Raw genomic sequence first — 12,507 nt, 5'->3', positions numbered from 1 at the left:
CGATAAAAGTGACCGGGAACGAAAAGTGAAAAGGGCGGGAGATTTAATCCCCGCCCTTTTTTTCAGCCTGTCTGCACCTGATTCCTTCCCGATGTTTTCGCGCGATACAGCGCGTCATCCACCCGTTTAAACAGACTGGTAAAGTCTTCGCCGGTTTCGTACTGCACCACACCGACGCTCACCGTCATCGACGGCAGATCAGCTTGGGCAAACCGTTTTACGGCTAAGCGCAGCGCTTCAGCCACATGCAATGCGCCTTCCAGACCAGTCAGCGGCAGCAAAATCAGAAACTCTTCGCCACCCCAGCGGAACACGGTATCGCTTTCGCGGATCCCGGTTTCCAGCGTTCGCGCCAGCATCACCAGCGCATCATCGCCTTTGTTGTGACCATACTGATCGTTGATCGCTTTGAAGTGATCGGCATCGACCAGCATCAGACTGAAATTATGTGTCCGCTGCGGGTTCTGCGTCCGTGCGTTTTCCACCAGTTGCATAAACTGGCGGCGGTTGCCTAATCCGGTGAGCGGATCGCGTAGTGCGGCGTGCTCCAGTTCCTGCTCAAGACGCTTCTGTTCGGTAATATCGTGAATAATGCACAACATCAGCCGGACGCCATCCACGTCAACGGGACCGGCGTAGGTCTGCACATGGCGAAGATTCCCGTCCGCCAGTTTATGCACGAACGTCAGCGGCTTATGTCCGCCTGGCAGCCGGGCGATTTCATGCATCACCGGCAAAACATCCTGACCCATCGCATTGATTTCCCAGGTATGCTTCATACACATTTCGTCGCGTGTATAGCCATAGAACCGCGTTGCTGCCAGATTCGCATCAACAATCTGTCCGTTATTATCCGGGTCGATCAGCAGCATCGGCGCGGTATTGGTCTGGAAAAATCGCTCATAGAAACCGCTCTGATCGCGGCGGTAAGGTCTGGCTTCGCTCAGGAAAGAACCTGGCACAGGAACATTGGCCGCTGAGGTATGCGTTCCCTCAAACACGATAGCCGGTTCCTGCAAGCCAAACTGCGCCAGCGACAGGCGACAACTGAGCGGAAAGGCGCGGCCTTCTTTGTGAATGGTCCAGATTTCAATGACCTGATCGCCTTTCTTCAGATGCGGCAGATAGGACTCGAGGGATTGCAGGGAATGGACGGAGAACTGACCGTTGCGCAGCGGTGCCAGCAGACTGTTCCCCGCCAGCTTTCTGGCCGCGGTATTGGCGAAAAGAATTTGCTGGTTATGTACTGAGACCACCCAGACCGGCGTGCTCAAAATGTTTAACGTTTCCAGATGGGATAGCAACATCGCAGTACCGATCAATTTTTGGCATAAAAATAGAATACAGCGAAATGACCTGATTTGGCGTTTTTTATGTCGCGCAAGTTAAAGGAATTTTGCGCGGGGAAGGGAAGGGCGCAGCAAACATTCTGCGCCCGGATTTCAGAACCTGATCATACAGGACAAATTGGCCGTTTTTCGTCTTCAGTCATTTTGTCGATTTGCAGCATGTCCACCATACTATTGGCGATTTCCCTCTCGCCCATCACCACGCGATCTGCGCCGCGTTCCATGATGTAGGTGACTTCGTCGTCATAATGCGCACGGGCGATAATCTCGATATTAGGCCGTTTGGTACGGGCTGACGCCACGATTTCCCCGGCCTCGTAGCCATTTGGAATGGTCACCAGCAGCCAGCGGGCGCAATCAAGACGCGCCAGATCCATCACTTCTTGATTGGCGGCATTGCCCAGCACCGTACTGATGCCCTGATCGCGAAGTGCTTCGACACGCGGACGCGAATTTTCAATCACCACCAGCGGAATGCCAGCGGCCTGAAGTTTCTCGCCGAGCAGACTGCCGACGCGACCGTAACCGACCAGCAGGGCGTGGTTGCACAAATCGAACGGGATTTGTTTCTCGTCCTCCACGGCTTCTTCGATGCTTTGGTCTTCAATGGTTTCCGTTTTAGCCAGATACTTTTCAAGCAACGTGAACAGCAGCGGGTTAAACATAATCGACAGAATGGCTCCCGCCAGCACCAGATTACGGCCATGCTCTGACATTAACCCCAGCGAAATCCCGAGGCCCGCGAGGATAAAGGCGAACTCCCCGATTTGCGCCAGACTGACGGAAATCGTCAGTGCGGTGCGTCTTGAATGCCCGAACATTTTCACCAGCATGAAGGCAGCGATGGATTTACCGAACACGATAATCGCCAGCGTGGCAATCACGGTCAGCGGTTCGCGCACCAGAATCATCGGGTCAAACAACATGCCGACGGAGACGAAGAACAGCACCGCAAATGCATCACGCAGCGGTAACGTATCGTGTGCCGCACGCTGGCTGAGCTCGGATTCGTTGAGCACCATACCGGCGAAGAACGCGCCGAGGGCGAACGAGACATCAAAGAATTCTACTGCGCCGTAAGCGATGCCCAGCGCTAATGCCAGAACTGACAGGGTAAACAGTTCGCGTGAACCGGTACTCGCCGTTTTAGCGAGGATCCACGGCACCAGGCGGCGACCGACCACCATCATCAGCACCATGAACGCAATCACTTTGCCGATAGTCACCGCCAGTCCGGTCAGCAGTTCGACCGGGCTTGAGTGATGGCTTTCCAGCATCCCGCTGAACGCGGGCAGCAGGACCAGCGTCAGTACCATCACCAGATCTTCGACAATCAGCCAGCCAATGGCGATTTGCCCGCGCTGGCTTTCAATCAGTTGCCGTTCTTCCAGAGCACGCAGCAGCACCACGGTACTGGCGGTGGACAGACACAGCCCGAACACCAGTCCGGTGGCCAGATCCCAGCCCATCAGGCTCGATAACCCCATCCCCAGCAGCGTCGCTACCGCGATTTGCGCTACAGCGCCGGGAATGGCTATCGACTTTACAGCGAGTAAATCTTTCAGAGAAAAATGCAGACCGACGCCAAACATCAGCAGAATGACGCCGATTTCAGCCAGTTCCGGTGCCAGCGACGTGTCAGCAACGAAGCCCGGTGTAAAAGGGCCGGCCAGCACGCCAGCGGCGAGATAGCCAACCAGAGGAGAGATTCGCAGGCGGTTGGCCAGCATTCCCAACAGGAAAGCCAGGACCAGACCGCCAACGATGGTAGTGATGAGAGGCGTAGAATGATGCATTCAGACTCCTTCTGGTTATGCATAAAGCAAATGTGTTGCTGATTGTTTCTAAGTTTATGGTAAAAATCGTTTTCACGTTGGGGAATTTTGGCCTTTTTATTAAAAATCATCAGCAGACGATAAAAAAAATTCCAACGCGGGATTTAAATGGGTTTTATCAGTCAGATATCAAGGGAATAGGGGTTCATACGCTGCCGATATTTAACTATCGGCAGCCGGAGAGGAAAGGTTAAGGGCTATTTGCGTTCAATATTTGGCAGGAATGCAGTCAGGATCCCAAGCAACGGCAGGAAGGCACAAATCTGATACACCAGTTCGATACTGGTTTTATCTGCCACATAGCCGAGAACCGCAGCGCCCAGCCCGCCCATACCAAAGGCCAGACCGAAGAACAGGCCGGAAACCATGCCGACTTTGCCCGGCATCAGCTCCTGCGCAAACACCAGAATCGCTGAAAATGCTGAGGCCAGGATCACGCCGATAATCACGCTCAGCACGCTGGTCCACATCAGATTGGCGTGGGGTAAAAGTAGCGTAAATGGCGCGACGCCCAGAATTGAGGCCCAGATGACGTATTTGCGCCCAATCCTATCACCCACCGGCCCGCCGATAATGGTGCCCGCCGCGACGGCAAACAGGAATATGAACAGATGGATTTGCGCGTTTTGTACCGACACGCCAAATTTATGGATCAGGTAGAAGGTGTAATAGCTGCTCAGGCTGGTCAGGTAGAAATACTTCGAGAACACCAGCACCAGCAGAATACCCAGCGACATCGCCACCGTTTTACGCGGCAACACAGTGACATTGCTGCTCACCGGCCCCCGCTTTTTGGCGATCTGATTTTGCTGGCGATACCATTTGCTGATTTGCAGCAACACCACAATCCCCAGTAATGCTGCCAGTGAGAACCATGCCACGTTGCCTTTACCATAAGGAGCGATAATAAGTGCCGCCAGTAAAGGACCCAGCGAGGCACCAAAGTTGCCCCCGACCTGGAACAGCGACTGCGCCAGCCCGTGACGTCCGCCGGAAGCCATACGCGCCACGCGTGAAGATTCGGGATGAAACACCGAAGAGCCTGTCCCGACCAGCGCCGCTGCCAGTAATACCACCGGGAAGCTCTGCGCCACCGCCAGCAGCAGCAGGCCGGAGAGCGTAAAGCCCATGCCGATCGGCAAAGAATAAGGCTGCGGATGTTTGTCGGTGTAATAGCCGATCAGCGGCTGTAACAGCGACGCGGTGATCTGATACGTCAGGGTAATCAGCCCGATCTGCGTAAAGCTCAGGGAAAACTCGTTTTGCAGCAACGGATAAATCGCCAGGATCAGCGACTGGATCATGTCATTAAGCAGATGAGAAACGCTGATCGCCGCCAGAATAGAAAACGCAGTCTTTTTGACTGCGTCTTTCTGCGGGCTTTCAGGTTTTGCGGTTGTGTCGGTCATCGCAGGTAAACCTATATTATTTTAGAGGCGCAAAGTGTCGGTCTGTCAGTCGATTTTAGCAATATCAGCGAACTGACCTTTGAGTAAACGGCAAAGATCGCCTGCCGACAGTTCAATATCAAGCCCGCGTTTACCGCCTGAAACATAAATCGTGGGAAATGCCTGCGCCGGACTGTCGATCACCGTCGGCAGCAGCTTTTTTTGACCCAGCGGACTGATGCCGCCAACCAGATATCCGGTGACGCGCTGTGCAATTGCAGGATCTGCCATATCGGCTTTTTTGGCCTTAAGGGCTTTGGCAACCTTTTTCAGATCCAGCATCGAGGCCACCGGCGTGACAGCAACGGCCAGATTTTTGGCATCACCGTTGAGCGAAACGAGCAGCGTTTTATAAACCTGACGCGCATCCAGCCCGAGTTTTTTCACGGCTTCGTCGCCAAAATTCGTTTCATCGCTGCTGTGTTCGTAAGGGTGAAGGGTAAAGCTGACTTTATTTTTTTCCAGGAGGATGACCGCGGGTGTCATGATGACCGCCTATTTTATTTTACTTTTTTGTTCGGAAAATCCTCATCAGCTCAATCTGATGAAAACAAACAATAAAGTATGATTACTGAGCGAGGATGAAATAGTAGAGCAATGAATGGTTATTGCCAAGACCCGCCGCAGATTGATACCCTGTCCGCGCCGGTGCTGTGCCTGCAAAGGCCGGTACTGAAGCTATAACTAATAAAATGAAATTCCTCTTTGACTGGCCGATAGAAATATCGGCCATTTTTTTATCCTTTCAGCAGCTCAGGCAAATTCCCCTCGCCGTACAAATGCAGCGCACCGACGGCTACCACGTAGTTTCCCGCAGGCAAGTCCAGCAGCTGTTTTTTCCAGCGCACATTTCGCTGATTCATCAGCACATCATATAAATCACTGCTGAACGTATTCGGAAGCTGTTCGACCGCCAGCCCCGGTTTGGTGTCCAGCCACCAGCTGATCATGGTTTGCAGCAGGCGGGCGTTAGTGTGCCAGTGCGTCAGGGTATCTTCCAGCAGGCCCAGTCCGTCGTCGGGAAGTTGCTGCAACAACGCAAACTGCTCCTCCGGCCCTTCAAGTTCAATCACCGGCGTTGCCTGTTCTTTGGCAGTTTGCAACAGCTGATAATCGATGCCGTAATTTCCGCGTAGTCCAAGACGCTGCGCCTGCGTGGCCTGCAACATCAGTGCGACCTGCCAGGACGGCAAAGGGTTGAGCGTCCACATTGATACTCCCAGCTCTTCGCATAAGCGTTCGACGTGCAGATATTGGGATTCAGGAAGGCGTTCGGCCAGCGGAGGAAATTCACCGGTCATACTGAAAGGGGAATCGGTGCCGCTGATATCCGCTTCGACAATCAGCGCATCGGCTTTTTTCAGGCGGCGCAACAGATGCACGGGCAGCGGCTGCATATCCTGCGTGCCCATATGAATGCTGCCGACCAGGTGCAGAAAGCGGTTGCCGGGAAGCCGGATATCAATAGCGGGATAGGAATACTCTGCGGGGAACAGCTGACGAAGCCAGCTGAATGCCCGGTTTAAGAACGGCGCCATAATGCAGGGTCTCCCGAAAAATGAGAGACCATGCTAACGCGCCTGCGGTTTAGCGAACAGGGGAAACGTCTTGTTTTTTCGGCGTGTTTTTCATGACTGCCCTTTTTTAGGTGAAAAGCGCAACAGACGGTTTGCGTTGGCTACCACCGTGATGGAAGACAGCGCCATTGCCGCACCTGCCACTATCGGGCTGAGCAGGGTTCCGGTCAGGGGATAAAGCACACCGGCGGCAACCGGGATACCAATCACGTTGTACACAAAGGCACCCAGCAGGTTCTGCTTCATATTACGCAATGTCGCCTGAGACATCGCCAGCGCATCGGCGACACCGTTCAGGCTCGGACGCATCAGCGTAATAGCCGCGGTTTCTATTGCGACATCGCTGCCGCCACCCATCGCAATCCCGACATCCGCCTGAGCCAGTGCCGGGGCATCGTTGATGCCGTCGCCAATCATGGCGACCAGCAGCCCTTTGGCCTGCAAAGCTTTGATAGCGTCGGCTTTGCCTTGCGGACGTACACCGGCAATCACCGTATCAATCCCTGCCTGCGCCGCAATAGCCTGCGCAGTACGCGGGTTATCGCCGGTCAGCATCACCAGCTGATACCCCAGCTGATGCAGGCGTTGCAACGCACTGACGCTGTCTTCACGCAGCGGATCACGCAGGGCAAACAGCGCCGCAATTTTCCCGCTGGCGGCCAGCAATACCGGCGTTGCGCCTTCTCCGGCCAGTTTGTCCAGCAGCGCATCAGCCGCCTGAGTATCGACGCCGTTTTCCTGCATCAGCGCCTGATTACCCAGCAGCAGGGAGTGTTCTTCCACGTCGCCGCGCAAACCCAGCCCGCCAAGGGTACGGAAATTCACGATCTGGGGGATTTCCAGCCCTTCCGCTTTTTCGACAATCGCCTGAGCCAGAGGATGATGTGAACCTTTCTCCAGTGCAGCGGCAAACCGTAAAGCCTGCTGCTCACTGAAACCGCTGAACGTGTGAATGTCTGTCACTTTCGGCAGGCCTTCGGTCAGCGTCCCGGTTTTATCAAATACCAGCGTGGAAAGCGTACTGGCTTTTTGCAGCGCATCAGCATCACGCACCAGCACCCCGAACTCTGCGGCGCGCCCGACACCGGCGGTAATCGACATCGGCGTCGCCAGACCCAGCGCGCAAGGACAAGCGATAATCAGTACCGTGGTGACAATCACCAGCGTGTACATCAGCTGCGGTTGCGGACCAAAGAAGTACCAGATGGCACCACTGAACAAAGCAATCAGCACCACTACCGGCACAAAGACGGCAGAGATTTTATCCGCCAGCTTGCCGATTTCAGGTTTACTGCTTTGCGCTTCGCGTACCAGATTAATAATGCGGGAAAGAGTGGTCTGGCTGCCGATGGCATCCGCGCGGAACAGCACGCTGCCGTCTTTGACCAGCGTACCGGCATGGACTTTTTCACCCTGCGATTTCTGTTGCGGGATCGGTTCGCCGGTCAGCATCGCCTCATCCATCCAGGCTTCGCCACTTTGAATTTCGCCGTCAACGGGGACCCGATCACCGGTAGTCAGGCGCAGCGTCATACCTTGCTGAACTTCCGCCAGCGGCAGGGTTTTCTCGCCTTCAGCGGTCACGACGCGGGCGGTAGGAGGGGTAAGATCCAACAGACGTTCAAGAGCCTGAGAAGAGCGCTGACGTCCGCGTTGTTCCATTGCATGTCCGAGATTAATCAGACCGATAATCATCACGCTGGCTTCGTAATAAAGATGCCGCGCCTGCATCGGGAACGCTTGCGGCCACAGACTGACCGCGAAGGAAAATATCCAGGCTGCGCCGGTACCGAGCGACACCAGCGTGTCCATATTGGCGCTGCCGTGCATCAGGCTTTTCCAGGCACTCCGGTAAAAATGGCCACCCGCGATTATCATGATCAGCAGCGTCAGCACACCGACGATCAGCCAGCCGGTCTGGTTGCCGGCGGTCACCATCATTTCACCGCCCAGTAATCCCCATAACATCATCGGGATACCGGCGGCTAAGCCGACAGCGGCCTGCCAGCTGAAACGGATCATGCTTTTACGTGAGGTTTGTTGCTGGCGCTCACGGCGTTTCGTTTCATCGATAATGATTTCGGCGCCGTAACCGGCATGTTCAACGGCGGCAACCAGGGCAATCTGATCAGCATTACCACTGACCAGCGCGCTGCGTTCCGCCAGATTAACCCGCGCCCGTTCGACACCGTTCACGCCTTCCAGCGCTCGCTGCACTTTACTGACGCAACTGGCGCAACTCATGCCGCTGAGCAGCAGCTGTACGCTGCCGTCTGTGGTTTGTGGCGCATAAGTTTGTGCCGGAACAGGTGACGCCGCCGCTGACAGGGGTTCCGGCAAAACTTTCGCCTTATCGGTCAGCGGCTCAGATTTTGGGGATGCGTCTTCCACTACCTGTGCTTCATAACCGGCGTTAACAACGGCATCGACCAGGCTTTGGCTGCTGGCATCGCCTTTGACGATGGCTTTATCCAGAGAAACTTCAACGGCAGTCGTGCCTTCCACAGCTTCCAGCGCTTTACGCGTTGAAGCCACGCAGTGCCCGCAGGACAGGCCTTGCAGAGATAATACGGTGGTCGTCATGATTATTTTCCTTGGGTTAACTTCACTAAGGACAGAGGATAAACCTTCCAGCAAGGGGAAGGTCAAGCCGCAGTATGGGTTATTTTCATTTATCGTCTATTTACAATTTATTTAGAAACTTCTCAGCAGATTGGCTTATCGTTATCTCCCAAATTATATAACGATGAATGGCAAGGGGATTTCGATGGCAAAGATGCAGACAACGCTTCTGCTGATGGCAGGATTAATGGCGGCACAGGTTTCACAAGCTGCTGACGATTTTCGTGTGACGTACGCCGGTTCGATGGGCGTGGTGATGGACAAATATCTGGGTCCGGATTTCGCGAAAGAGAAGAAGGTAAATTATCAGGGACAAGGGCAGGGCGCTTACGGCATGGCGAACTTGCTGGCGTCGAAAAAAGTCGTGGCAGACGTGTTTGTCTCCATCACACCGGGGCCGGTTGAGATCCTGCAAAAAGCCGGAATGGCCGGGCAGGCTATTCCGGTCGCCAGCACCAGTATGGTGATCGCCTACAACCCAAAAGGTAAATACGCCGAAAAATTTGCTGCTATCAAAGACGGAAAAGCGGGCGCAGAACCGTGGTGGAAAGTGCTGCAAACGCCGGGGCTGCAATTTGGCCGCACTGATCCGGTCAGCGATCCGCAGGGGCAGAACATCATTTTCACCATGATGCTGGCGGAAAACTACTATAAACAACCGGGGCTGGAAAAAGCGGTGCTGGGCGACGTGCAGAACCCTAAACAGATTTCCGGCGAAGGCGGATTGCTGACGCGACTGGAAGCCGGTCAAGTTGATGCCGCGTCGGGCTACGAAAGCGCCACCCTTTCTGCCCATCTGCCGTACATCAAATTGCCGGATGAAATTAATCTGAGCAATCCGCAGATGAGCAAGGGCTGGTACAGCAAAGTGACGTTCAATGTGAAAGATGCGACCGGCAAGGAGAAAACGCTAACTACCCAGCCGCTGGTGTTCTACGCGGTGGTGCTGAACAACGCGCCGCATCCTGAACTGGCAAAAGAATTTATCAGCTACATGCAAAGTGCGAAGGGCCAGAAGCTGTTTGAACAAAATGGCTATGACAAACCGAAAGGCGGAAACCTTTAAATTGCGCGCGTCAGGACTGGCGGTTCCCGCACTGGCACTGCTGATGGTGCCGTTTGTTACCCTGTTTTTCCTGACGCCGTGGTCAGATTTTCATCTGGCATACGGCGACAGCCACGCGGTGGCGGTTTCGCTCGGACTCAGTCTGGTGTCGGTGGGGCTGATTGTTTTGCTTGGTTTACCGGTGGCTTTCTGGCTGGCGAAAACGTCATCGCGCTGGCGCAATGTGGTGGAAGTACTGGTGCTGATCCCGCTGCTGACTCCGCCGCTGGCGATGGGGATTTTGCTGGTGTCAGTTTACGGGCCTTACGGTTCAGTCGGGGAAATTCTTTCTGCTGTCGGTATGACGCTCAATAACAATGCGCCCGCGTTTGTGCTGGCGCAGATTTATGGTGCGTTACCGTATTTTATACTCTCCGCGAGAGGGGCGCTGGAAGCGGTGCCGAAGGATGTTGAGGAGGCCGGTAAAACGCTCGGTGCCTCACCGTTTCAGGTGTTTATCCGCCTCACATTACCGCTGGCTTCGCGCGGGATTGCCGCCGGTGTGGCGATCGCTTGGGTGCGCGCCATCGGGGAGTTTGGCATCGTGATGGTATTCTGCTATTTCCCGCAGGGCATTCCGGTCAAAATGTTTATAAACCTGCAAAACGACGGCGTGACTTCGGTGTATTCGCTGCTGTGGATCCTGCTGATTGTGACTTTACCCTTGCCGATGTGGCTGCTTCTGCGTACCAAAAAACAGACCGTCCATTACAGCTGATCGTCTCTGATGACGTATGATGTTCGTATCATGCGCAAAAATCAGGTTGTCGTGGAGGCGAAATGAATATCAGTGATGTGGCAAAAAAAACCGGTCTCACCAGTAAAGCGATTCGTTTTTATGAAGAGAAAGGGCTGGTCACGGCACCGGCTCGCAGCGAAAACGGCTACCGCAGCTATGCACAAAAACATATCGAAGAACTGACGTTATTACGTCAGGCACGGCAGGTCGGATTTACCCTGGAAGAATGTCAGGAACTGGTAGCGTTGTTCCACAATCCTGAACGGCACAGCGCGGACGTTAAAGCGCGGACATTAGAAAAGGCCGCCGAAATTGAGCGGCACATTGAAGAACTGAAAGCGATGCGTGAGCGCTTACTGACGCTTGCGGATGCCTGTCCGGGTGACGAAGGGGCGGACTGCCCGATTATCGACAATCTGTCCGGCTGCTGTCATAAGCAACACTAACGGGCATTCGGCTCCACGCGCAGTGTCGCGCCTTCTACGCCGGTGATCACCACTTTGTCACCGACGTTCAGCGGTGAGGTGCAGATGGCACGCCAGCTGCTGTCACCGATTTGCACCCGTGTGAACTGATTGTTTACCGGTTCCAGCACGGTGGCGTGAGTGCCCACTAACTGCTGACCGCGCTGGTTCAGCGCTGAATTTCCCGCAGATTTATCCATGCGCTGATTCAGCCACTTCCACCACAACCACGCTGCCACAATCGTCAGCAGCGCAAACGCGGTGCCCTGCCATTCCCACGGCAGCGGGATAATCCACGTTAATACCCCGACCAGCGCGGCTGCGACGCCGCTCCACAGTAAGTAACCACTTGCACCGACCAGCTCAGCCGCCAAAAGCAGGCCGCCCAGAGACAGCCAGAACAGATGCGGACTTGCCATGAGGTCTTGTAGCATTATTTTCCGCCTTTGGTTTCTTTCAGCAGCTCTGCAATCCCGCCGATAGACCCCATCAGACTGGTGGCATCCAGCGGCATCATGATGATTTTGCTGTTATTCGCAGAGCCGATTTTGGTCAGTGCATCGGTATATTTTTGTGCCACGAAGTAGTTAATCGCCTGCACGCTGCCGGCTTCAATGGCTTCAGATACCATTTTGGTCGCCTGAGCTTCTGCTTCTGCCGCACGTTCACGCGCTTCAGCCTGCAGGAACGCTGACTGACGTTCACCTTCCGCTTTCAGAATTTGCGACTGCTTTTCACCTTCAGCACGCAAAATGGCGGACTGACGCACGCCTTCCGCTTCCAGAATATCGGCACGCTTTGTACGTTCGGCTTTCATCTGCGCGTTCATGGCGGAGATAAGTTCAGCTGGCGGACGCACGTCACGGATTTCGATACGGGTGATTTTAATGCCCCACGGATTGGTGGCTTCATCGACGATATGCAGCAAACGTGCGTTGATGTTGTCGCGTTGTGACAACATTTCATCAAGTTCCATCGAACCCAATACCGTACGGAAGTTAGTCATGGTCAGGTTGACGATCGCCTGTTCCAGATTGCTGACTTCATACGCAGCGCGTGCCGGGTCAATTACCTGAATAAAGCAGACTGCGTCGATGGCCACATTGGCGTTATCGCGGGAAATGACTTCCTGAGAAGGAATATCCAGCACTTGTTCCATCATATTGATTTTACGGCCGATGCGGTCCACAAATGGCACCACCAGATTCAGGCCTGGCATCAGGGTTTTGGTGTAACGGCCAAAGCGTTCGACGGTCCACTGATAACCCTGTGGCACGATTTTGATCCCGGCGTAAACCACCAGCAGCGCCAGCACGATCAGAATGAGAATGGGGATGGGAATCAGATCAAACATAGTGTGAAACTCCT

General features: G+C 54.4%; 12 protein-coding genes. 3 read left to right on the top strand and 9 right to left on the bottom strand.

The genetic code is table 11. The features are described from left to right. Window positions 1–62: 62 nt before the first annotated feature. The 7 genes from D6C13_RS10635 to copA form a co-directional block, all read right to left on the bottom strand. Window positions 63–1,307 carry a sensor domain-containing diguanylate cyclase gene (locus D6C13_RS10635; RefSeq protein ID WP_120132722.1) on the bottom strand — a complete coding sequence of 415 codons (1,245 nt, stop codon included), beginning with the start codon at window positions 1,305–1,307 and terminating at the stop codon, window positions 63–65. A 146-nt stretch (window positions 1,308–1,453) separates the two neighbouring features. Beyond that, the gene (gene ybaL, locus D6C13_RS10630; RefSeq protein ID WP_120132721.1) at window positions 1,454–3,145 is read right to left on the bottom strand and encodes a YbaL family putative K(+) efflux transporter; all 1,692 of its coding nucleotides are present in this window, start codon (window positions 3,143–3,145) and stop codon (window positions 1,454–1,456) included. 236 nt (window positions 3,146–3,381) lie between these two features. Continuing rightward, a complete protein-coding gene (locus D6C13_RS10620) occupies window positions 3,382–4,593 on the bottom strand; it encodes an MFS transporter (RefSeq protein WP_120132719.1) in 1,212 nt (403 codons plus the stop codon). A gap of 45 nt (window positions 4,594–4,638) precedes the next feature. Further along, window positions 4,639–5,118: a Cys-tRNA(Pro)/Cys-tRNA(Cys) deacylase YbaK gene (gene ybaK, locus D6C13_RS10615; protein ID WP_120132718.1), complete on the bottom strand. Its 480-nt coding sequence runs from the start codon at window positions 5,116–5,118 to the stop codon at window positions 4,639–4,641. An 82-nt stretch (window positions 5,119–5,200) separates the two neighbouring features. Next, on the bottom strand, window positions 5,201–5,365 hold the full coding sequence (locus D6C13_RS25635; RefSeq protein WP_167458018.1) for a hypothetical protein: 165 nt from the start codon (window positions 5,363–5,365) through the stop codon (window positions 5,201–5,203). A gap of 4 nt (window positions 5,366–5,369) precedes the next feature. Further along, window positions 5,370–6,170, bottom strand: a complete 801-nt coding sequence (locus D6C13_RS10610) for a TraB/GumN family protein (protein WP_120132717.1) — start codon at window positions 6,168–6,170, stop codon at window positions 5,370–5,372. A 90-nt stretch (window positions 6,171–6,260) separates the two neighbouring features. Next, window positions 6,261–8,792, bottom strand: coding sequence for a copper-exporting P-type ATPase CopA (gene copA, locus D6C13_RS10605; protein ID WP_120132716.1), 2,532 nt, complete (start codon window positions 8,790–8,792; stop codon window positions 6,261–6,263). A gap of 193 nt (window positions 8,793–8,985) precedes the next feature. On the opposite strand from copA, the gene D6C13_RS10600 reads away from it, so the two are divergent. The 3 genes from D6C13_RS10600 to cueR all read left to right on the top strand — a co-directional run bounded on the left by D6C13_RS10600 (window position 8,986) and on the right by cueR (window position 11,121). Further along, complete coding sequence (locus D6C13_RS10600; RefSeq protein WP_425272711.1) at window positions 8,986–9,897, top strand: extracellular solute-binding protein; 912 nt, start codon at window positions 8,986–8,988, stop codon at window positions 9,895–9,897. Continuing rightward, a complete protein-coding gene (locus D6C13_RS10595) occupies window positions 9,869–10,654 on the top strand; it encodes a molybdate ABC transporter permease subunit (protein WP_208642876.1) in 786 nt (261 codons plus the stop codon). Before D6C13_RS10600 ends, D6C13_RS10595 begins: the two co-directional genes overlap by 29 nt. A gap of 62 nt (window positions 10,655–10,716) precedes the next feature. Next, window positions 10,717–11,121: a Cu(I)-responsive transcriptional regulator gene (gene cueR, locus D6C13_RS10590; RefSeq protein WP_120132713.1), complete on the top strand. Its 405-nt coding sequence runs from the start codon at window positions 10,717–10,719 to the stop codon at window positions 11,119–11,121. Here the strand turns inward: cueR and D6C13_RS10585 are convergent. Both D6C13_RS10585 and D6C13_RS10580 read right to left on the bottom strand, forming a co-directional pair. After that, entirely contained in the window at window positions 11,118–11,573 is a 456-nt protein-coding gene (locus D6C13_RS10585) for an NfeD family protein (protein WP_120132712.1), read from the bottom strand. The two genes, cueR and D6C13_RS10585, sit on opposite strands and share 4 nt — an antisense overlap. After that, window positions 11,573–12,493, bottom strand: a complete 921-nt coding sequence (locus D6C13_RS10580; RefSeq protein ID WP_120132711.1) for an SPFH domain-containing protein — start codon at window positions 12,491–12,493, stop codon at window positions 11,573–11,575. The genes D6C13_RS10585 and D6C13_RS10580 overlap by 1 nt, the downstream gene beginning before the upstream one ends. Window positions 12,494–12,507: the final 14 nt, after the last annotated feature.

The sequence above is a fragment of the Rahnella woolbedingensis genome (genome assembly GCF_003602095.1).
GTDB classification, from domain to species: domain Bacteria; phylum Pseudomonadota; class Gammaproteobacteria; order Enterobacterales; family Enterobacteriaceae; genus Rahnella; species Rahnella woolbedingensis.
This window is presented reverse-complemented; position numbering and strand designations above follow the sequence as displayed.